Origin of the sequence: Paenibacillus sp. FSL k6-2145 (assembly GCF_037976585.1) — a bacterium.
Taxonomy (GTDB): domain Bacteria; phylum Bacillota; class Bacilli; order Paenibacillales; family Paenibacillaceae; genus Paenibacillus.
In genome coordinates, this window is the sequence record NZ_CP150267.1 from 4,760,751 (window position 1) to 4,781,510 (window position 20,760).

22 protein-coding genes and 1 pseudogene are annotated in these 20,760 nt (G+C 42.8%); 20 read left to right on the forward strand and 3 right to left on the reverse strand.

Annotated features, from left to right (window positions below; translation table 11 throughout):
• Nucleotides 1-359: 359 nt before the first annotated feature.
• The 6 genes from NZ043_RS21305 to NZ043_RS21330 all read left to right on the forward strand — a co-directional run bounded on the left by NZ043_RS21305 (nt 360) and on the right by NZ043_RS21330 (nt 3,718).
• Entirely contained in the window at nt 360-1,187 is an 828-nt protein-coding gene (locus NZ043_RS21305; RefSeq protein WP_289392114.1) for a methyltransferase domain-containing protein, read from the forward strand.
• A gap of 34 nt (nt 1,188-1,221) precedes the next feature.
• Nucleotides 1,222-1,419 (forward strand): hypothetical protein, encoded by a 198-nt coding sequence (locus tag NZ043_RS21310; RefSeq protein ID WP_339309176.1) that lies wholly within the window; start codon nt 1,222-1,224, stop codon nt 1,417-1,419.
• Between the two features lie 219 nt (nt 1,420-1,638).
• A complete protein-coding gene (locus NZ043_RS21315) occupies nt 1,639-2,154 on the forward strand; it encodes a hypothetical protein (RefSeq protein WP_339309177.1) in 516 nt (171 codons plus the stop codon).
• A 187-nt stretch (nt 2,155-2,341) separates the two neighbouring features.
• On the forward strand, nt 2,342-2,788 hold the full coding sequence (locus NZ043_RS21320; protein WP_339309178.1) for a GNAT family N-acetyltransferase: 447 nt from the start codon (nt 2,342-2,344) through the stop codon (nt 2,786-2,788).
• Between the two features lie 45 nt (nt 2,789-2,833).
• Nucleotides 2,834-3,157: a hypothetical protein gene (locus NZ043_RS21325; RefSeq protein WP_339309179.1), complete on the forward strand. Its 324-nt coding sequence runs from the start codon at nt 2,834-2,836 to the stop codon at nt 3,155-3,157.
• 36 nt (nt 3,158-3,193) lie between these two features.
• Nucleotides 3,194-3,718 (forward strand): GNAT family protein, encoded by a 525-nt coding sequence (locus NZ043_RS21330; RefSeq protein WP_339309180.1) that lies wholly within the window; start codon nt 3,194-3,196, stop codon nt 3,716-3,718.
• Between the two features lie 452 nt (nt 3,719-4,170).
• Here NZ043_RS21330 and NZ043_RS21335 read toward each other — a convergent pair whose 3' ends face one another.
• The 3 genes from NZ043_RS21335 to NZ043_RS21345 are packed head-to-tail and all read right to left on the reverse strand — an operon-like array spanning nt 4,171 to nt 8,535.
• Nucleotides 4,171-5,136 (reverse strand): substrate-binding domain-containing protein, encoded by a 966-nt coding sequence (locus NZ043_RS21335; protein ID WP_249911022.1) that lies wholly within the window; start codon nt 5,134-5,136, stop codon nt 4,171-4,173.
• Nucleotides 5,129-6,718 (reverse strand): response regulator, encoded by a 1,590-nt coding sequence (locus NZ043_RS21340; RefSeq protein WP_339312821.1) that lies wholly within the window; start codon nt 6,716-6,718, stop codon nt 5,129-5,131. Before NZ043_RS21340 ends, NZ043_RS21335 begins: the two co-directional genes overlap by 8 nt.
• Nucleotides 6,719-6,723: 5 nt before the next feature.
• The gene (locus NZ043_RS21345; protein ID WP_339309181.1) at nt 6,724-8,535 is read right to left on the reverse strand and encodes a sensor histidine kinase; all 1,812 of its coding nucleotides are present in this window, start codon (nt 8,533-8,535) and stop codon (nt 6,724-6,726) included.
• Between the two features lie 243 nt (nt 8,536-8,778).
• Here NZ043_RS21345 and NZ043_RS21350 point away from each other — a divergent pair, with 243 nt between their 5' ends.
• The 14 genes and pseudogenes from NZ043_RS21350 (at nt 8,779) to NZ043_RS21415 (ending at nt 20,758) form a co-directional block, all read left to right on the forward strand.
• The gene (locus tag NZ043_RS21350; protein WP_289392121.1) at nt 8,779-9,801 is read left to right on the forward strand and encodes an ABC transporter substrate-binding protein; all 1,023 of its coding nucleotides are present in this window, start codon (nt 8,779-8,781) and stop codon (nt 9,799-9,801) included.
• 85 nt (nt 9,802-9,886) lie between these two features.
• On the forward strand, nt 9,887-11,398 hold the full coding sequence (locus tag NZ043_RS21355) for a sugar ABC transporter ATP-binding protein (RefSeq protein WP_289392122.1): 1,512 nt from the start codon (nt 9,887-9,889) through the stop codon (nt 11,396-11,398).
• Nucleotides 11,399-11,402: 4 nt separating this feature from the next.
• Complete coding sequence (locus tag NZ043_RS21360) at nt 11,403-12,446, forward strand: ABC transporter permease (RefSeq protein ID WP_339309182.1); 1,044 nt, start codon at nt 11,403-11,405, stop codon at nt 12,444-12,446.
• Complete coding sequence (gene yjfF, locus NZ043_RS21365) at nt 12,436-13,410, forward strand: galactofuranose ABC transporter, permease protein YjfF (RefSeq protein WP_017689006.1); 975 nt, start codon at nt 12,436-12,438, stop codon at nt 13,408-13,410. The genes NZ043_RS21360 and yjfF overlap by 11 nt, the downstream gene beginning before the upstream one ends.
• Before the next feature lie 105 nt (nt 13,411-13,515).
• Nucleotides 13,516-14,568 (forward strand): ABC transporter substrate-binding protein, encoded by a 1,053-nt coding sequence (locus tag NZ043_RS21370; protein ID WP_289392124.1) that lies wholly within the window; start codon nt 13,516-13,518, stop codon nt 14,566-14,568.
• 218 nt (nt 14,569-14,786) lie between these two features.
• Nucleotides 14,787-15,851 (forward strand): polysaccharide deacetylase family protein, encoded by a 1,065-nt coding sequence (locus NZ043_RS21375; RefSeq protein ID WP_249911016.1) that lies wholly within the window; start codon nt 14,787-14,789, stop codon nt 15,849-15,851.
• Nucleotides 15,852-16,044: 193 nt separating this feature from the next.
• On the forward strand, nt 16,045-16,575 hold the full coding sequence (locus NZ043_RS21380) for an AAA family ATPase (protein WP_289392125.1): 531 nt from the start codon (nt 16,045-16,047) through the stop codon (nt 16,573-16,575).
• A gap of 29 nt (nt 16,576-16,604) precedes the next feature.
• Nucleotides 16,605-16,955: a DUF952 domain-containing protein gene (locus tag NZ043_RS21385; protein WP_289392126.1), complete on the forward strand. Its 351-nt coding sequence runs from the start codon at nt 16,605-16,607 to the stop codon at nt 16,953-16,955.
• A 73-nt stretch (nt 16,956-17,028) separates the two neighbouring features.
• The gene (locus NZ043_RS21390; protein ID WP_339312822.1) at nt 17,029-17,514 is read left to right on the forward strand and encodes an N-acetyltransferase family protein; all 486 of its coding nucleotides are present in this window, start codon (nt 17,029-17,031) and stop codon (nt 17,512-17,514) included.
• Between the two features lie 12 nt (nt 17,515-17,526).
• Nucleotides 17,527-18,057: an AAA family ATPase gene (locus NZ043_RS21395; protein WP_339309183.1), complete on the forward strand. Its 531-nt coding sequence runs from the start codon at nt 17,527-17,529 to the stop codon at nt 18,055-18,057.
• A 47-nt stretch (nt 18,058-18,104) separates the two neighbouring features.
• Nucleotides 18,105-18,572, forward strand: coding sequence for a DUF2691 family protein (locus tag NZ043_RS21400; RefSeq protein ID WP_091031615.1), 468 nt, complete (start codon nt 18,105-18,107; stop codon nt 18,570-18,572).
• A 391-nt stretch (nt 18,573-18,963) separates the two neighbouring features.
• Nucleotides 18,964-19,843: pseudogene (locus NZ043_RS21405) on the forward strand (methyltransferase domain-containing protein).
• Nucleotides 19,844-19,877: 34 nt separating this feature from the next.
• The gene (locus tag NZ043_RS21410; protein WP_339309184.1) at nt 19,878-20,066 is read left to right on the forward strand and encodes a hypothetical protein; all 189 of its coding nucleotides are present in this window, start codon (nt 19,878-19,880) and stop codon (nt 20,064-20,066) included.
• Between the two features lie 194 nt (nt 20,067-20,260).
• Nucleotides 20,261-20,758, forward strand: a complete 498-nt coding sequence (locus tag NZ043_RS21415) for a GNAT family N-acetyltransferase (protein WP_091031609.1) — start codon at nt 20,261-20,263, stop codon at nt 20,756-20,758.
• Nucleotides 20,759-20,760 lie beyond the last annotated feature (2 nt).

The following is a 20,760-nucleotide window of genomic DNA, read 5'->3' on the forward strand; positions in this document are numbered from 1 at the left end:
AATTTGAACTTAAACTATCATCATTCTCTTATTGAAAGGTTTATCCTCTTACTATCAAGAATAATAAGATATGGTAAGTTTAGTCAATGTATTATGGGAAAACCACAATTGAAATCGGAGGATGCGAACTTGGAAAATAAGGAAACGTTTAATCTCGTAACCAATGAATATGAACGATATAGACCCGTCTATCCGAGTGAAATGTTTGATGGTATTTTTACATATGGAGCGAATCAAACATTCCATTGATGCTGCAGGTGGAACGATAGAGAAACAACATAAGGTTGCTCTTTTTCTAGGGAAGAAAAAGGTCTAAGGATATATGTTTTATTAATCTACTGAAGAACAGGAGAGAATATATGAGTGATCCGCGTTCAACATACAGTATCCAAACGGCAGTGTTAAGTTTACAAGAGGAATTAGAGAGATTAAAGATACAGGCGGTAATGGGGTGGTCCAAAGAATTCCGAAATCTAGAGTGGTATGGGTTGAAAAATGGAATGCGTGTATTGGAGGTCGGAAGCGGACCAGGTTACATTACAGAGCAACTATTGAACAGTCTGCCGGACAGCGAGCTTACCTCGCTTGAGATTGATCGTTCACTGCAAGCACAAGCCAAAGAACGGCTGAAAGATATTCCTTCCAAGCGATTGCAATTTGTAGAATCTTCCATCTACCAGATGGATCTGCCTGATGATTCTTTTGATTTTGTCGTGGCAAGACTTATCTTCCTTCACTTGAACAATCCTGACGAAGCTGCACAAGAGATATATCGTGTACTGAAGCCTGGCGGTCGCCTTGCCATTATTGATGTAGATGACGGCGTTTTTGGAGCGGTGAATCCTGATGTTCCTGCTTTACATACGGTATTAATGAAAATTTCGGACTATGTGGCACAACACGGCGGTAATCGCTTAATTGGCAGAAGTCTGCCGCGTCTCCTTTCTGGGAACGGATACATCGATGTTGACATTGATTCTGTCCTTCAACATAGTGATCTGTTAGGTATTGAAGGGTTCAAGCAGCAGTTTAATCTTAATCGTTTTGTACATTTTGCTGAAAAAGGTGTGATCAGTTCGGAGGAATTTGCTCAGCTGCAACAAGCTTCTGAAGCGATAAATCATTCGCCGGAAGCCTATGCCATGATGAATTTCATTACAGCTTGCGGCACGAAGCCATTGACATAGCTGGGTTGAAACTAATTAGGGACGGAGGATGGGTATGAATATCGTTCATTCTTTTCAGGAATTAGTAGTTCGAGGGGATCATCAGGGTATGATTGAGTTACTGAAAAACTACGAACAATCCAGACCATTATCTGTCCATGAACAGGGCTGGGTCTACTGGAATGTTTCTGACGGTTATGCCTTGCTAAGAGAGCCGGAACTGCTTTATGCCAATCACCGGGCATTCTTTTAATGGGGGAAAGAAAATCTCGCTCCGGAGCAGTTACACTGGATTGTTTCGGATTCAACACAAGCGTTGTCATTATCTCTGGGGAACTACTTTGATCATTGGATGGATTGGTACCAATATGCTTGTGATCATGCCCCGAAGGTGGATACCAACCGAGGTGTTCGATTCGAGAGCCATCGGGCTATGGGTGGTTCGCTTTGGGTTTTGGAGAGATACAGTGAAATGGACAGTGTGCTTGAAAATATGAACCAACTCATACAAGAAGATGAGACATGGTCCAATATTCTTTTTGCCCGGATTACATATAACAAACAACGTCTGACTAAGCTTTATCATGCCGGGGATTTTGCTGGAGTCGAAGCTCTTGTAAACGAAACGATAGACTTGATTGATGCAATCAATGATGGAGCAATGCCTATCTCAAGAAAAGATGAAGTGGTCGGTAGCTGGGAGGATATTAATGTCTCTAGAAATTCGCAGAGAGATATCAACATTGCGTTGAACAATTTGGCCTGTATTTTAACGGATATTGAAAGGTATGAGGAAAGTGTGAAATTGTTTATGCAGATACAGGAACGTGGTCACCACATGAATTCATATGGTTTTTCCAAATGGATATATTCGATATGGAAGACAAGAGGGACTGAGGCAGTTAAAGATGCATTAGCAGTTAATGCCTCTTATGAAATTGCTGATCTTGTAAAACATACTCCTGAACTATTAGAGATCAAAGGTTAGCATAAGGTGATTGGAGTTGCCAGAGGTTTGCACAACAACGTGAAAGGAGTGATGTCGTATGAGAAACAATACGAATCTGGGTAGAAGAAATAAAGTTGCCGGAGGTGTTTTTGTCTAGCGCAGAGGACCCAAGAAAAGGTTCCGAGGGATTCCTCTGTGTAATCTTCACGAGGAGGAATTTCAATTTATGATTCATTTAAAACGTGTGTCGGTGGATAACTGGTATGCATGTACTCAACTGAATGTAACGGAAGAACAGAAAAAAAGTTTTCCCGCGCCGGTTGTATATTGGATTGCTGAATCCAAGGTGGTGACCGATTTTCACCCCATGGCCATCTATTATGATTCGGATCTGGTTGGTTTTGCTGTGTACTCAGATCAACCGGATTATGAGGATAACTACTGGCTTCTTGCTCTAGTGGTAGATACAAAATATCAGGGCAGAGGTTATGGAAGAGAAGCGCTTAGGAAGTTGATTGATCTAATGAAAGAATCGCTGAACTGCAAACGCATCATGATTGGACATAGGCCGGAAAATAGTATCGCCGGGAATTTGTATGAATCACTTGGTTTTCAGAGGGTAAGTGAAGGGCTGATTGATGGCGAGGTCATTCGGCTTCTAAGATGCAAGTAGTGCTAAAACATACGCGATTTGGATTATAAAGGAGGTAGCTTGTCTTTGAAGCATTTACACATTATTTTCTCATTACTCTTTATCATGTTAGGAATTGTGATTATTACGATCTCGAAGATGATTGAAGAGGTGATTCCCAAGCTAGGCTATGCAGCATTCCAGTCAGCAGCAGCTGGCAGTTATACTCCGAGTGATTATCAAGTGAATTTTGCACTGAATTATTGGATAGGCGCGATATGTATTTTGGGTGGAGTTATCTGTTTATTAGCTAGAATGAAATGGGTTCAGAACTCCATCCGTGAAATGAATATAAGAAACAGAGCGTTTGATGAAACTCATAATTATGACGACACAAGAGAACTGAAATAGGTTATGATATGACATAAAAAGAAAGGGCAGATTGATATGATTACATTCCAATACTTTGAACCAGAAGATTTTGAACAACTAATCGAATGGAGTGGGGATGAAGCATTTCTGCTCCAGTGGGCCGGCCCTCAGTTCCATTATCCACTTTCCAGAGAGCAGCTATCGGATTATTTGCATGGTGCCAATGATAAGAACACTTCAAATAAGTTCATTTATAAAGTGATGGATGAATCGACTCAGGAGATTGTGGGCCATATTGCTCTTGGCGGGATTGATCGATATAATCGTTCAGGGCGTATCGGTAAGGTGCTTCTTGGTAAGTCGTATCAGGGTAAAGGCTATGGGAAGCAAATGATTGATGAGGCACTTCGAATTGGATTTGAAGAGGAGAAGTTACACCGGATCAGTCTGGGCGTATTTGATTTTAATGTCTCAGCCATCCGATGTTATGAAAAAGCGGGCTTTGTACAAGAAGGACTTATTCGTGATGCGAGAAGATATGAAGATACCTTCTGGAATCTTATCGAGATGAGCATTTTAGAAAGTGAATGGAAAAAATAACTTCTCAAAAGGATCATCATACTTGAGAGGAGGTTTACCCACTCGTCATGCTGAGCATACTGAAAAAGCTGACTTTTTGGTTTGTTATTTTCTCGCTAACCGTATGTCTCATTAATCTATCAGGGAACGATGATAAGAATATTCTGATTTATCTAACGAATCCTATAAATCCGTTGCTGAATGACTGGTTGACCAAAATAAATACAAATCCAGAGACGAACTCATTGTTCAGGCCGTTAATATACTTGTTACATTTGATTTTTTGGGGCGGAGTGGGGTTCATCCTGGATCGGCTCATTATGAAGCTTAAACGTAAAGGATAGATATGAGCAATTCTCAGAAAAAGGTCATCTTTCATGAGAAACCCTTCGATTAACGGATGTAATAACTACGTGTACGAAAATTTAAATGGGGAGGTTCTCATGTCATCAGAATGACAGGAGGACCTCCCCTTAATTACTACCTTCCTGGTTTATTTCAATGATCCCCGTATCAATAAATTCCTTCACAGGCACACCGTCGCTTGCAAGTAACAGGGTCTCCATCATTTTGGTACCCCAGACTCCTTCATTCTGCGAAATGACAGCAGACAATTGACCGTTGAGCAACCCGTTTTCACTGGTCGGGCTGTCACCGAACGCGATTAAATGCCGATTAAGGCCTTTTGCTTTCCAGATCAAGGTAGAGGCAGAGACGGATACAAAATCGAGCCCGATAATTGCATTGAAGTGAGGGTGAGCTTGAATCATATTCTCCATATCGGACATGGCTTGATCTTCATTCCCTTGATGATAACGAACTTCCAAGATTTCGATGTCTGTTTCACTGCGGATATAATCAATGAATCCATTAAGCCGCTGCTGCAAACCTTGCATCTCCTCCAAACCATTCTCGACAAGAATCATGCCTTGATTATGCAGAAGTCTTGTAGTTGTCATCGCGAATTGCTGGCCAGTGCGATAGTTATCGGCGCCCACATAAGCGATTCGGTGACTGGATGGAACATCTGACTCAAATGTAATGACCGGAATACCCGCAGCTTGGGCTGCATCAATAACGGGGGTAAGTGCAGCAGCATCCACAGGCGATATAGCGATTCCGTCCACATGCTGTTTGATCATATTCTCCATGATACGGATCTGCTGTTCGGTGTTGGCTTCATCAGGTGCGTTTACAATTAACGTGATATTGTGTTTCCCTGCATACTCCGTTGCATCCTTCGTGATCATCTCATAGGTTGGATACGTCATTGGATAAATAATACCGAAAGTTTTGCTCGCTGCAGATTTCTCTACAGGTGAAGTTGCAGGAAGTGTTGCAGCCATTTGTTGTGGACGAATGTGTGCAGAACCGGATGAAATGATCATCGGGAACAGCAGTATTAGTGTAAGTAAAAGTGCAAATCTGGCTTTATTCATACATGGGCTCTTTTCTCATATCTGATGGTCTGGCTTGCGATTCCTCGGTTCCTTGAGTTCGGTATTCTCTTGGTGTAAAGCCTGTTGTTTTCTTGAATATATTTGAAAAATAGTGAGAGTCGTTGTAACCAACTTTGTAAGCAATCTCAAAGGTTTTGTTGTTGGTTGTTTTCAGTAACTCCTTGGCTTTACCGATTCGAATCTGGGTTAGATATTCCGTTATCGTTTGACCGGTTTCCTGACTGAAAATCTTGCTTAGATGACTTGGACTGATTCTGACGTGTGCAGAAATCATCTTCAACGAGACCTGTTCGTTATTGTATTCACGGGATACATAGGCTTTCACTTGATCAATGACATCACTGTATTTTCCGGAGCAAGCTGCTCTTCTCTGCCATAACAAGTTAAGTAGGGAACACAGGTATTGGGTGCAATCCTCCCAGCTCGTAATCTTCCGAATCGTCTGTTGCAGGGAAGTAATGTTCTCATCCGAATGGTCACTCATGCGGAACAGCTGATTCGCAAGCCGGAACGACTCCAGCGTAAGATCATTCAACAGATAGAAGCCATACGAGGAGGACTTCCAGTCCAAGGATTGTAATGGAGCGGCAAACTCCTCCACAAAATGGTCACGCTGATTGGGGCTGCCGATTTTGAGAAATTCAAGAAACGAATTCCTGTCGAGAAAAAGAGTCGTTTGCTCATCCAGGTTATTTTCATGTAGAGAAGCTCTGTTCTGAAGGGTGAGCCGGGTAATATATTTATCCTCCTCCGCTTCCAGATAAGAGACATGAATTCCTTGCAGCCGCTCCTGTTGACTGCCAATGCCCAGAATAATATTACATTTGAACGTATGCTCAAGTTCCATACGAACCCGCCCGCGAAGCTGCTCCAGATATACGGATATGCTGTCATCGGAGTGATACTTGAGCAGAAGCACGAGCTCTGTCCGGCTTCGAATATAAGGAAGAAGTTCGACGTGGGGATCACGAGTTTCCTCCAGTATGGGAAGCAGCTTCTTCATCAGGGATTCCGGGTCCCGGGAGTCATCTGTTAATCGAACGTCGATAATGACAATGGTATAATACCGGGCCGAGAGTGGAAGTGAGAGTTGTTTGGCTGATTCAATCGCATCGGTTGTACCGATGAGTCCTCCGCACAGATCGGCCAGCAGTTTTTCTTTGGTGATCGTTCGGTTTGTCATGCGTTGATGTTCTTCATCCATTTGTTTGCTGACCTTATGAAGCATTTGGATTAGCTCTGCTGCACTAATGGGCTTTAGACAGTACTCGGTCACACCAAGTCGGATGGCCTCCTGGGCATAGCTGAATTCATCATGACCGCTCATGATAATGATTTTGATATCAGGTTGTTGAGTGCGAACGATGGAGGTCAGTTCCAATCCGTTCATAAATGGCATTTTGATATCCGTAATCAGAATATCCGGAGCCCATTCATGAATTAAAGGTAACGCAAGCTCGCCGTCAGGTGCATCCCCGCAATAGTGAAAACCTTCCTTTTCCCAATCAATGCAGCTCCGTATATTCTCCCGAATTCCAATTTCGTCATCCACAATCATCACCTTTTTCAACGGTTAACCTCCTTGCTTTTGGGGATACGAATCATAAATGTGCTGCCTTCCATATACGTACTTTTCATTTCAACGCCATAAGCTGGTCCAAAATAGAGTCGAATCCGGTGATGTACATTGAGCAGACCAAATCCGCCTTCCTGCTCGTCATCTTGGGGTGAACGGGAACCAGCCGGCTTCTCCAGCTCTTCACGTAATTGTGCCAATCGATCCGCAGACATGCCAATTCCGTTATCCTGTACGGTCAGAATGATGCTATTGTCCTCTACATATCCGTGGATGGATATCAGCCCTTGACCGCGTTTGTTCTTGATTCCATGGTAGAGCGCGTTTTCAATCAGGGGCTGCAGCGTCATTTTCAAAATGGGATAATCCTGAAGCTCACGATCAACGCTGATCTCGTAGGTGAGAATATCGTGGTACCTCATCTGTTGGATAACCAAGTAACTCCGCGCATGTTCAAGCTCGGTTTGAATGGATATCCAGTCGAATCCTTTGTTCAGACTCAAACGAAAGAACTTCGAGAGGGCTTGCACAAGTTTGATTACATTTTCTTTTTTCTCTGCTTCAGCCATCCATAGAATGGATTCCAACGTGTTATAGAGGAAATGAGGGTTGATCTGAGCTTGCAGCGTACGTAGTTCAGCTATTTTCACCTGTTCATTCTCTCGAATGCTCTTTTCGATTAGTGTTTTGAGCTTATCCAGCATCACATTGAAGCTTTTGCCCAGATCAGCAATTTCGTCCGAGCCGTGTGGTGTGACTTTGGCTTCCAAGTAACCGTTTGCAGCTTTACGCATCTTGTTCATCAGAATCCGAATGGGAAGAATCAGTCGATTATTCAGGAAAAAATATAACGATATTGCAAAGAACGCACTTAACAACACCGTGATGATGATCAATTGGCGAATGCTATTGGCCTCTGCAATGATTTCCTGATAAGGAGCTACCCCGATCATTTTCCATCCGGTCTGTATTGAGGTGCTGTATACAACAAACTGGGGCTTGGATCCTGCAGACAGGATAAAGCTGTCGTGCTGTAGATGTAAAGGAATCGATCGGATCTGATCCATCATGGTTATGGATGCCGGGGTGGTATCCGGCCTGAAGAGTGTATTTCCGTATTGATCACTAATATAGAAAAAACCGGAATCCTTAATGGGGGTATTCGTCAAAAAATCATCAATGAACGAATCATTCAAATCAATTACTATGAACCCGATGACCTCATGCGTAATCCGCTCTTTGACCGTGGTTATAATTGAAAGCGCATTCTGTTTAGGGTAAGCTAACCCATCCAGCCTGTTATATTCGGCATAGGCTGCAGAATGAGGGATGCGCAGAATGGCATCCGGATACTGTATCAGATACTTGAAGTACGGGTTACGCAGCGGATTTCGTTCCAGCTTGAACACGCCTTTTCGTTCACTTATGCCTTTTCCATAAAAATTCACGAACGAGATATTAAGTACCTTGTCATACTTGTAGGTTTCCCGATAAAGGTTGTATGTCTGAAGGATGGCTTTGGCTTCCGGGTAGGACTCCGATTGAGAATACAAGTATTGAAGCACCTGCGGGTTCTTGCCCAGTTCGAGCAGCCGTTCCGTATCCTCAAACAAGATGTCAATATTCCTGGCAAGCTGGTCGGCAACCAGCTGTGTCGAGGCCTTGTTATGATTGGATACGACCGTATAGGATTTGTGGTAAGAAATCAATCCAACCACGATCAGTGGTACTGAACTGAGGATGATAAACATGCTGAGTAATTTAAGCCTGAGGCTTGAAGCAATCCATTGAATGAGTTTCAACGTATTCCACTCCATCTGAAGGGATCAAAAATGTATCATTAGTATAACATGATTTTCTAATATGTAAGAGAATCGCTAAATACTACACAATTAAACAAAGAAATTACACTTTTTAGACTCCATTTTTTGAAATTACTAAATTATTACATAAATAAAGTATGAGACTCCATATAAGCTCGGAATGAAAGCGTTCTATAATGTGGTCACACCACAAGGTGAAACGAAAAAAGGGAGGATCACAACATGCGAACCAAAAAAAAGTGGGGACTTGCCATAACATTGGCTATGGTGATGCTGGTCAGCACGGCATGTAGCAGTACCAATGGAGGAGCAGGCTCCGATAATGAAACTTCAACGAGTGGGAATGGCAGTACACCTGCCAGCGCCAAAACAATTACGCTTGGTTTTTCGCAGGTTGGTGCGGAGAGTGGTTGGCGTTCGGCGAATACCAAGTCGATTCAGGATTCAGCCAAAGAAGCGGGTTATGATTTGAAATTCTCCGATGCGCAGCAGAAGCAGGAAAATCAAATTAAAGCTTTGCGATCCTTCATACAACAGAAGGTGACGGTGATTGCTTTTTCCCCTGTTGTAGAATCCGGTTGGGATACCGTATTGAAGGAAGCGAAGGATGCAGGCATTCCCGTAATTTTGACGGACCGCGCTGTGGATTCGCCAGATAAAACCCTCTACAAAACCTTTATTGGATCCGACTTTGTAGAAGAAGGACGCAAAGCAGGTCAGTGGCTTAGTGACCAATACAAGGACACACAAGACGAGATCAATATCGTTGAGCTGCAGGGTACAACAGGCTCCGCACCAGCGAATGACCGTCAAGAGGGCTTTATGGAATTGATTGCTTCCAATTCGAAGCTTAAAGTGATTGCTTCACAATCGGGTGACTTTACACGTGCCAAAGGCAAAGAAGTCATGCAAGCTTTCCTCAAAGCACATAAAAAAATAGATGTTCTCTATGCACATAATGACGATATGGCACTTGGTGCAATTCAGGCCATTGAAGCGGCAGGACTGAAACCAGGCGTAGATATCACCATTATCTCTGTGGATGCCGTGAAGGATGGGATGCAGGCTGCAGCTGATGGCAAAATCAACTTTATCGTTGAATGTAATCCGCTGTTAGGACCTCAATTAATGGAAGCGGTTCAAGCGGTAGTGGACGGAAAAGACATCGAAGCCCGAATCGTAACGGACGAGACAACGTTCACATCGGAACAAGCCAAAGAAGCATTGCCAACACGCGAATATTAAAAGCAGATTCGTATAACACCGAAAAGTCATTTTTCGACCAGGCTGTCGCTAAATGACTTTTTTCCATAACAAAGGAGAGGGTTATATGGCCGAGCAAACACCCATTTTGCAAATGACAGGCATCACCAAACAATTTCCCGGGGTTAAAGCGCTATCCAGCGTCAGCTTTCGCTTGTTTCCGGGCGAGATTCATGCCTTGATGGGTGAGAACGGAGCAGGGAAGTCCACGCTTATTAAAGTTCTGACCGGCGTTTATTCCATTGACGAAGGAACGGTAACGATGGATAACCGGGATCTTTCGATCTCCGGTCCGCTTGAAGCGCAAAAGGCGGGAATCAGTACCGTTTACCAAGAGGTCAATCTCTGTCCAAACTTAACGGTTGCTGAGAATATTTTCATCGGGCGGGAGCCGATGCGATTTGGCAAAATCAATTGGAAGCAAATGAACAAAGATGCGGAGAACCTTCTGCGAGACAGATTACATCTGTCCATCGATGTTAAGGCTCCTTTACAGACCTATTCGGTGGCGATTCAACAACTGATTGCAATTGCAAGAGCACTCAGCATCTCGGCAAAAGTGCTCATACTGGATGAACCCACATCCAGTCTGGACAAAAACGAGGTTCAGCAACTGTTTCGTATTATGCACAAATTAAAGAGTGAAGGTCTCGCGATTCTTTTTGTTACTCATTTTCTTGATCAGGTATACGAAATGTCGGATCGTCTCACGGTGCTCCGTAACGGGGAATTGGAAGGAGAGTACATAGCCGCAGAACTTCCACGCATGGAACTGGTGCTCAAGATGATCGGCAAGGAGCTTGAGGTGCTTGAGGAGCTTCCGAAGGAAGCGGATGCTGCCCAGGCGGAGTCGGGAGAACTGTTAATTACCGCTAAGGCACTTGGACGCAAAGGAGCAATTGAGCCGTTCGATCTGGACATTCGCAAAGGAGAAGTCGTAGGCTTGGCTGGGTTATTGGGGTCTGGTCGTACCGAGATCGCTCGCCTTTTCTTTGGTGCAGATCGTTCAGATGAAGGCAAATTGCTCGTTGTAGATACAGGAAGTACGGTCAAGTCGCCGCGTCATGCAATTGATCAGAATATTGCTTTTTGCTCCGAGAACCGTAAAACCGAAGGCATAATCGATGATTTGACCATTCGGGAGAACATTATTCTGGCTTTACAAGCGACACGAGGCTGGTCCAAACCAATCTCACGCAAGAAACAGGATGAGATCGCCGAAAAGTACATCAACCTGTTAAATATCCATCCGAAAAACCCGGAGCATTTAATTAAAAATCTGAGCGGCGGTAATCAGCAAAAGGTGTTGCTTGCTCGGTGGCTGCTGATGAACCCCGATCTGTTGATTCTCGATGAACCTACGCGTGGAATTGATATCGGTGCCAAGACTGAAATACAGAAGCTCGTGCTCTCTCTGTCGAAGCAGGGCATGGCCGTGCTGTTCATTTCGTCCGAGCTGGAAGAAGTGATTCGTGTCAGCCACCGGATTGCCGTAATCCGGGACCGCAAAAAAGTGCAAGAACTTAGCGGGGATCAGATCCATCAACAGCAAATCATGAAAGCAATGGCAGGAGGTTAAAGAGATGGCGGGCAAGATGCGTAAACATCATTTGTTTTGGCCGTTATGTATGCTTGGTTTACTTTTAATCTTTAATTTGCTGTACTCTCCGGATTTCTTCTCCCTCGTCATGCGTGAAGGGAATCTGTATGGCAGCTTGATTGATATTCTCAATTTTGGAGCGCCTTTAATTCTGGTATCGATCGGCATGACACTGGTGATTGCGACCGGAGGTATTGATTTGTCCGTGGGCTCCATTGTAGCGATCTCCGGTGCCGTGGCTTGTATGAGCATCAGCAGAGGAGTAGATCAGAGTTCGTTCGGGCTTGTGTTGGGTGCACTTGGATTATCTATAGGTCTCTCCCTGATCTTGGGCATATGGAATGGGGCGCTGGTTTCGGTTGCCCGAATCCAGCCCATTATTGCAACGCTTATTCTGATGGTAGCTGGACGTGGGATTGCGCAATTGATTACGAGTGGACAGATTATTACTGTATCCAACGCGAACTACGCTTATATCGGGGCAGGTTCGCTTGCAGCATTACCTTTTTCCATCTTCATCGTATTAACTGTGCTGATAGTTGCCTCATTGTTGACGAGAAAAACGGCACTGGGACTGTTTATCGAATCGGTCGGAAGTAACGCAAACGCGAGCCGATTGGCAGGTATTCGTTCAAAAACGGTTATTCTCACGGTATATGTCTTCTGTGGTCTGTGTGCCGGCATTGCCGGGCTTATTCTCAGCTCGAATGTATCCAGTGCGGATGGCAATAACGCAGGTCTGTGGTATGAACTTGATGCCATTCTTGCTGTAGTCATCGGGGGGACTTCGCTCAATGGTGGTCGTTTCTATCTAATGGGTACCGTCGTTGGAGCACTCATTATCCAAACCTTAACAACGACGATCTATATGATTGGAGTCCCGCCAGAAGTTACGTTGGTTGTCAAGGCCTTTGTTGTACTGGCCGTTTGTTTGATTCAATCCGATTCATTCCGCAATTCCATGGTGATCCGTTGGAAAAAACGGAAGTTTCCAGCCGAACAGGGGGTTAACCGCCATGTTTCTTAATCGTAAGTATCTCCCGGTCTTTGTCACCTTCGGCTTGCTGGCCGTGATGTTTGCTATAGGCTCTTTCCGTTATACGGGGTTCTTCTCCACTCAGGTACTGCTTAATCTTCTCATTGATAACGCCTTTCTGATTATCACGGCGATTGGCATGACTTTTGTGATTGTATCGGGAGGAATCGACCTGTCGGTAGGTTCTGTCATTGCGCTGACGACCATCATTAGCGCAAGTCTGGTCGAGAAGCAAGGGTGGTCGCCTGCGATTGTTATACCTATGGTGCTTGTCATGGGTGCGTTGTTTGGCACAGTCATGGGTGCGATCATCCACTATTTCAAAATCCAGCCTTTCATCGTGACACTGGCAGGCATGTTTTTGGCGCGGGGGCTGTGTTATGTCATCAGTCTCGACACCATTACCATTACGAATCCATTTTACACACAGGTTGCGCAGGCGAAAATTTCCCTGCCAGGGGGCAGTTTTGTCTCCATTAATGTGATTATTGCTCTGGTTATTGTACTGCTCGCGATCTACCTGGCACATTACACCCGGTTTGGGCGCAACGTTTACGCCATCGGCGGAAGCGAGCAATCCGCGCTGCTCATGGGACTGCCGGTTGCACGTACCAAAATCCTGGTGTATACGTTCAGCGGTTTGTGCTCCGCGCTTGCCGGTGTTGTCTTCACCTTCTATATGTTATCCGGTTATGGATTACACGCCATGGGTCTTGAACTTGATACCATCGCGGCTGTTGTGATCGGAGGCACCTTGTTAACAGGTGGTGTAGGGTATGTGGCGGGAACCTTTATTGGTGTATTGATCCAGGGGGCTATCCAAACTATAATTAGCTTCGAAGGTACGCTCAGCTCATGGTGGACCAAGATTGTGATTGGCCTAATGCTGTTTGTTTTTATTTTGTTCCAGCGACTTCTTAGCGGAAGGCGAGTATCCTCGAAATCACTGCATTAAGTTAATTGAATTAAATAACTGAACACAAATACCAAACAATGATATAACACGATGTGCTCTGCATTGGTGGCTGCAGAGACTAACATGGAGATGGGGGATGCGTGAGTGAGAAGACATGTGAACGGGTTGTGCTTGTTCATTCTACTGCTGCTTGTCGGTTGCACAACCCCTGAGTCTGAATCTGTTCCTCCTCCCATCTCGTCTAACAACTTGGAAACTCTTCCCTCTGTTGAGGAATGGATAGAATCAGCGGTAGCAAGGGATACCTCTATAAAACCGATTGTTTTGGGTTTTTCACAACTGGGCAGAGAGAGTGCCTGGCGTCTGGCAAACTCCACGTCTATTCGAAATGCTGCGGCAGAATCGGGAATCTCCCTTGTGATAAAAAATGCAGAACAGTCTCAGACGAAACAGTTCGAGGCTGTTCGGTCGTTCATCAGACAAAAGGTGGATGTCATTGCCATTGCACCGGTCGTGGAATCGGGCTGGGAGGGTATTCTTCAGGAGGCCAAGGATGCAGGTATACCCGTGATCATCGTAGACCGATCAGTTGATGTCAAAGACACTTCACTTTTTGTGACAACGATTGGATCGGACTTTTATGAGGAAGGTGTGAAGGCCGGAAAGTACGTTCAGGATCGGATGCGAAATCATCCGGGATCGATACGAATTGCCGAACTGCAAGGCACGAGTGGTTCTACGCCTTCTATCCAGCGTGGTGAAGGATTTAGAAGCATTTTCGACACCAGAGCAGATATCATCTTCTCACAAAGTGCTCCTGCCGATTTTACGGAGGACAACGGGAAACAAGTCATGAAAGAATTCCTTCAGGTCCCGGAAGACAAACGGCCGCAGGTTCTTTTTGCCCATAATGATGAAATGGCGTTTGGCGCCATACAAGCGATAGAAGAAGTTGGGCTGAAGCCGGGAGAGGACATTATCATTGTCTCGGTGGACGGCTCCCGCAAAGCACTTGAAATTCTGGCGAGTGGGAAAATCAACGCTGTGGTGGAATGTAACCCGCTGCTTGGTCCTCAGCTTATGCAGGCTACAAAAGAAATTATTGCAGGGCGTACACTCCCAAAGCGCATGGTGCCCCCGGAGGACATTTTTACACAGGAGAGTGCTAAACGGGAGATGTACAACAGGCGATTCTAGAATTCGTGAATAAATAGAACATTTTGGATAAAATTCAATTTACTTTAAATAAAGTTATCGTTTATACTGAACTCACCTTGAACTAAAGCTCTTATCTATGAGAAAGGACGTAGCGGATTACGTGTATATGAAAGCGCTTTTTTCGAGGGTGAAAGTTTGATAAAGAGAGGGAGTGTAGAAGGTAGTATGCTGTGAATATATTATGAGGAGGTAATTTTATGTTTAAAGTAAAGCTAGCAAAGGCGGTAATATCTCTCGCACTTTTTGGTACCTTATTTTCTATCCCGGCGGTGCCCGATGCTCGTGCTGCAGATGCAAGTTGTCCGAATGGTTATGTAGGTCTGACGTTTGATGATGGCCCATCTGGAAATACAACAAACATGCTTAACGCGTTGAAGCAAGCTGGTTTACGGGCAACGATGTTCAATGTTGGGCAAAATGCGCAAAATAATCAATCGCTGGTTACTGCACAGGTGGCAGCAGGCATGTGGATTGGCAATCATTCGTATACACATCCGAATATGACTACATTAAACAGCGCTCAGATGTCGTCAGAGATTACACGGACACAGCAGACAATCCAGTCCATTACCGGAAGTTCACCTAAACTGTTCAGACCTCCTTACGGTGCGACAAATGCTACCTTGAAATCCGTTGTGAGCCAAAACGGCCTGAAGGAAATACTGTGGAACGTAGATTCCCAAGACTGGAATGGTGCCAGCGCAGCCCAGATTGTAGCAGCAGTGAACACGATGAAAAGTGGTGACGTCATTCTAATGCATGATCAGTACCAGACGACACTTCAAGCCATTCCACAGATTGCACAAAATCTGAAGAATCGCGGCCTTTGCTCCGGTATGATCTCATCAACGACCGGTCGGGCAGTTGCACCCGATAGTAGCACTACGAATCCGCCAAGTAACGGAACAAAAGTGGAAGCTGAGAATATGACCAAAGGTGGGCAATACACCGGCAATATCAGTTCTCCTTTCAATGGCGTGGTCCTTTATGCTAACAATGATTTGGTTAAATATACTCAGAATTTTGCAACGAGCACACACAATTTTTCACTTCGTGGAGCTTCAAACAATGCCAACATGGCGAGAGTTGATTTGAAGATTGGCGGACAGACGAAGGGAACCTTTTACTTTGGCGGGAGCTCTCCAGCGGTCTATACCCTGAATAATATCAGCCACGGAACGGGAAATCAGGTCATTGAGTTGGTTGTAACAGCCGATGACGGTACATGGGATATCTATATTGATTACTTGGAAATACATTAACAAGTTCAAGGTTAATTGAGAAATAATGCGTGATGATGAAATCCCGTTGGGTTAATCCAATGGGATTTCATCATGTTTTTGGCCATTTTGTAACACAAAAGTGGAAGAAAAACATTTATAATGGATGAAATTGAGGATAGGAAAAATTTGGTTTGTATTGAAACTATTTATGGAATAGGAGTGGATTGACCACATGATCATTATGATTAACGGAGCGTTTGGTTCGGGAAAAACTTCTGCAGCAGAAGCACTTCAGCCCTTAATTGCAAACAGCATGATCTACGATCCTGAAGAAATAGGTTATATGCTCAGAAAACTTCTTCCGGAGAATTGTAGAGAGGAAAGGGAACGTACGGATGATTTTCAAGATATCGATCTATGGAAAATTCTAACCGTAAAGACAGCTAAAGAAGTAAAGCAGAAATACAACAAACACTTAATTGTCCCCATGACCATCTATAAAGAGGAAAACTTTAATTACATTTATAACGAGTTGAAAGAGATCGATCAGAACATTCATCATTTTTGCTTAACGGCTACAGAAGAGACGATTTATCATCGTTTGGCTAAACGTGGAGATGAATATGGAGGCTGGCAATATCAACAAGCACCAAAGTGTGTTGAAGCTTTCAAGGATGAACAATTTCAAACTCGCATTATTACCGATCATCTGGAGACTAGTGAAATCATAGAACTCATTTTGAAGAAGGTCCTATCCAAATAATTATCTTTTTTATTAAGGAGGATTTTAGGATGATGATTGTACATGTACTCTCAAGAAAAGATTGGGAAGCCGCGTTGATCAATGGGGTATACAGAGCAGCATCTTTAGAAAAGGAAGGTTTTATTCATTGCTCACCTGTGGATAAGATCGTAGCTGTGGCTAATTATAATTACCCCGGGACAAAGGGGTTAGTATTACTTTGCTTGGATGCATCTAAAATAAAATCAGAAGTTATATGGGAAGATCTGTATAATGAAGGCAGGGAATATCCTCATATTTACGGTGAGTTAAATCTTGACGCGGTATTTCATACATATGATTTTGAGCCTAATACAGAAGGGAGATTTTCCCTACCTCCTGATTTAGAGAACATGCGGTGATGTCGGATTTCTTGGATAGACGCTGGTATCGTTGAAGAAATGAACAGAAGAGGATGGATCGTAATTGACGACTGTGACTTTTGAAGAGGTAACCGAACAGCACCTCCCTGAAATTAGAGAGATTTATAACTATTATGTAATGAATACAACGATTTCGTTTCATACGGAGGAATTAAATCTTGATCAGATTAAATCCTCTGTAATGAACAAAGATACACGGTATAAAACTTATGTAATTCTTGAAAACAATCAAATGATGGGCTATGTTCTGATTACCCAATATAAGAGCAAACAGGCATATGATATCTGTGGTGAAGTCACCATATTTCTAAAGCACGATATTTTGGGAAAAGGCTTGGGGAAACAAGCACTAGGTTTCATTGAGAAGGTTGCAAAAGAACAAGGATTCCATACCTTAATTGCGACAATTTGCATGGAGAATACAAGAAGTAAATCATTATTTGAGAGAAACGGTTATGAACAATGTGCTCTGTTTAAAGAGATCGGATATAAATTTGATAGAAAACTGGATATTGGAAGTTTCCAAAAGATATTGTAAGGAGAATACAGAATGAGTAATAACCTATATATTATATCTGGCCCCCCTGGAGTAGGGAAATCTACAACTTCCAAGCTGCTGGTTCAGACTTTAGAGAGAAGTGCGTATATTTCTGGAGATGCGGTTAGTCACTTTCCGGTCAAAGGGCGAGGTAAACCCTGGCTTGATAAGGATACACATAACTTAACTTGGACAAATATATTCAGTCTAGTGAAAAACTTATTGGACTATAAATACGATGTAGTTCTGGACTATGTGGCCTTTCCGGAAGACATTAATGGATTAATGACCGAATTGGCAAACTATCATGTTCGCATAATCTATGTTGTATTAATGGTTGATCGTCAAACCATTATTCGTAGAGACCGTCTAAGAGCAGAAGAATATCAAATGAAAGAAAGAAGTATAATCCTGCTGAATGACTTTGAAAATCATCCGGATCTGAGAGTAGATAACAAGCTGTATACTAATCATTATACAGAAGAACAATTACCTGAAATAGTAAGTGAAATTATAAATAATGAAAAATATCGATTGAAATAACTGCACTGTTATCATGCTTCGAATTGAAAATGATAAGAGGTGAACAGATGAACAGAGGAATACGTTTTGAAATACCAAATGCCTATGGTCGCTTTCTTGGAGAGATTTTAAAACCAATGGAGGTGTCTAATTTCGATTGGTTTATTGGTGGAGAAGAATCCTATTTCATTGAGGGTGATACGTTAGGGGATGATCTTTTTCCGGATATGATTATTGGTATGAATGGAGAAGAATTACAAAAGATTATTGAGAACAACGAGTATTATTTAATATTTACGAATTTAAAAGCATTTCCAAAAGGCACACAAATAACAGATGTAATCACCTATGAAGATTATGTGGAGAGTGAGTGTCAGATGGTTCTTCTTGTGATCGATAGTATCTACGTCACGGTTTATTGTAAAGATCTAGAAAAAGTCGAGGAATTATATAATCATATAAATAGACAGGGATTTGAATCTCTCGAATATTTAACGGATGAGAATGATACGAGGACAATACTATCGGTCTGGTGATAAAGGAGATTGGGATTAACTGCTAAGGTTTGATAGATCTTCCCATGCTTTCGTTGATATGCGTTAACATAGCGTTGAGTTTAGTGTTAGGTGTTAATGCCAACGAACCTGACACGTCTTATTCGGGAATTTGAAACGTCCTCCGAAATCTAAGGAATCTGAGACACGCTATATCAGAAAAAATAGCCTTTTGTAGTGTTTTTATCAGATGATTTTGGGAAATAAGATGTCTCATGTTCCTTACAATTTTAAAAGAGGACGTGAGGGACGAATAAGATGTCCTGTGTTCCTTAGTAAATCGCCTGAGTTGGAAGACACACTCTAGTCCGCTTCCCCATGATATGTGAATGTTTATGAATACGATTACATCTTATAAAGGAGGGATTTCACCTTGTCTGATTACTATTGGGATGACCAAATTGAATATCTGAGAAATACGCGGTGGCTTTATTATAACGATGATTATCTTGAGTTTTTGGTTCAACGTGTATGGAAGATTGAAAATTCAGTAGATATCATCGACTATGGATGTGGTTATGGCTATCTCGGATTGAAGCTGCTTCCTTTTATTACCCGAAGGATCAACCTATACCGGATTAGACAAGGGTGAAGAATTGATTAAGCAGGCCAAAGAGAGTTTCTCAAAGACCTCTTATCAAACGACTTTTATAGTAGATGACATTGAAACAGTGCAAGTGAAACGTCAATACGATATTGCGATAAGTCATGCCTTCTTATTACATATGACAGAACCTATCACCGTTCTTCAGAAGATGATCGACAGTGTAGTAGATGAGGGTAGAATCATATGTTTTGAACCTCATTGGATCGCTAACATGTCAAACTATGAATTACATGGACTTGAACAATCCAAGATTATTAAGCTAGGTATTCTCCAAAAATTGTTCGAGGCGGATGCCAAACGGAGTGGTAAATATGGAAATATCGGTATGAAGATTCCGATTCTGCTTAGCCAACTTGGCTTGCGAAATGTAGAATGCCGGGTGAGTGACAAAGTTAACTTCTTAGATCAACACATGGCAGATTCGGATAAGGGAAAGCTTTTTCATGCATTAAAAGAAGAAGGACTGGGACAAGAACCGAATGCAAGAAATGAAGTAGTTGCTCAACTGATTGAAAGAGGACTGAATTCAGAAGAAGCGAATAGAGAATATGAAGCAGAGAGTGTATTTGCCAGGAAGTTTAATGAAAACTCATGGTTAACCTATGCTCCAAACATGAAAATTACATCGGGAATCGTGACGAGATAGTTGTATAGCTTCTATCACACATAAGGAGGTACACATGATGATATATAGGAGAAAAACTTATATTATTGCGACTTCTTTTGAAGAAGAGTTTAATGCTCTGTTTAATGATATTTTGCTGCCATCCCAATTGAAATACGGATCAAGACTTATTGGGAGATGGCACACACCAATCGATGATGAAACCAGCGAAATTTTTGCGATGTGGGAATACGATACTCTTTAACAATACGAAGAAATTGAGAAAAAGATAAAATCAGATAAAGAACACGTAAAGCGAGTTCAAGCCCGTTTTGATCAGATTGGAAGACATCGGTATAAAGAAGTATTTCGTGACGAGATAAGGCAAGTGTTTTTCACATCGACAGTAGAGCGCGAACAAACGATTTTGAAGTGAATAAAAAAGGAGCTGAGAGAAAGATGGAGACAGAACGACTTATATTTCGGAAATATACCAAAAATGATTTCGATTTACTTTTTGAGATGACACGTGAGCCAAATATGATGAAATTTATTAGACATGGAGGACCCTGGACGAAGGAAGAAACCATGCAAAGCCTGGAAAAGTTCATCAACTGGAATAAAGACGATAAAGGGCTGTTTCTCGCATTTAATAAAGAGGATAACAAGTTAATTGGAACCTCTGGACTGATTCCTCAAATCATTGAAGGCACTGATGAGCTTGAAGTTGGTTACTGGGTTGTAGAGCAATACTGGGGAATGGGTTACGGATATGAACAAGCAAAAGCGTGGAAAGAATATGGCATGGATCACTTGAAACAGAGACGATTAATATCGTTAATTCAACATGGCAATGTGGGTTCTATGAAAGTCGCGCAAAAGAATGGCATGAAACACGAGAAGGACGTAGACATCATTGGGAAAAATGTAGCAGTGTTCTCGATTGAGGTGAAGTGAAT

Bases quoted from the DNA above. Each gene is read 5' to 3' on its own strand.
- NZ043_RS21330 (WP_339309180.1), top strand. From the start codon at position 3,194: ATGATTACATTCCAATACTTTGAACCAGAAGATTTTGAACAACTAATC.
- NZ043_RS21385 (WP_289392126.1), top strand. From the start codon at position 16,605: ATGATGATTGTACATGTACTCTCAAGAAAAGATTGGGAAGCCGCGTTG.
- NZ043_RS21375 (WP_249911016.1), top strand. From the start codon at position 14,787: ATGTTTAAAGTAAAGCTAGCAAAGGCGGTAATATCTCTCGCACTTTTT.
- yjfF (WP_017689006.1), top strand. From the start codon at position 12,436: ATGTTTCTTAATCGTAAGTATCTCCCGGTCTTTGTCACCTTCGGCTTG.
- NZ043_RS21415 (WP_091031609.1), top strand. From the start codon at position 20,261: ATGGAGACAGAACGACTTATATTTCGGAAATATACCAAAAATGATTTC.
- NZ043_RS21400 (WP_091031615.1), top strand. From the start codon at position 18,105: ATGAACAGAGGAATACGTTTTGAAATACCAAATGCCTATGGTCGCTTT.
- NZ043_RS21360 (WP_339309182.1), top strand. From the start codon at position 11,403: ATGGCGGGCAAGATGCGTAAACATCATTTGTTTTGGCCGTTATGTATG.
- NZ043_RS21315 (WP_339309177.1), top strand. From the start codon at position 1,639: ATGGACAGTGTGCTTGAAAATATGAACCAACTCATACAAGAAGATGAG.
- NZ043_RS21335 (WP_249911022.1), bottom strand. From the start codon at position 5,136: ATGAATAAAGCCAGATTTGCACTTTTACTTACACTAATACTGCTGTTC.
- NZ043_RS21395 (WP_339309183.1), top strand. From the start codon at position 17,527: ATGAGTAATAACCTATATATTATATCTGGCCCCCCTGGAGTAGGGAAA.
- NZ043_RS21355 (WP_289392122.1), top strand. From the start codon at position 9,887: ATGGCCGAGCAAACACCCATTTTGCAAATGACAGGCATCACCAAACAA.
- NZ043_RS21320 (WP_339309178.1), top strand. From the start codon at position 2,342: ATGATTCATTTAAAACGTGTGTCGGTGGATAACTGGTATGCATGTACT.
- NZ043_RS21380 (WP_289392125.1), top strand. From the start codon at position 16,045: ATGATCATTATGATTAACGGAGCGTTTGGTTCGGGAAAAACTTCTGCA.
- NZ043_RS21305 (WP_289392114.1), top strand. From the start codon at position 360: ATGAGTGATCCGCGTTCAACATACAGTATCCAAACGGCAGTGTTAAGT.
- NZ043_RS21350 (WP_289392121.1), top strand. From the start codon at position 8,779: ATGCGAACCAAAAAAAAGTGGGGACTTGCCATAACATTGGCTATGGTG.
- NZ043_RS21310 (WP_339309176.1), top strand. From the start codon at position 1,222: ATGAATATCGTTCATTCTTTTCAGGAATTAGTAGTTCGAGGGGATCAT.
- NZ043_RS21410 (WP_339309184.1), top strand. From the start codon at position 19,878: ATGATGATATATAGGAGAAAAACTTATATTATTGCGACTTCTTTTGAA.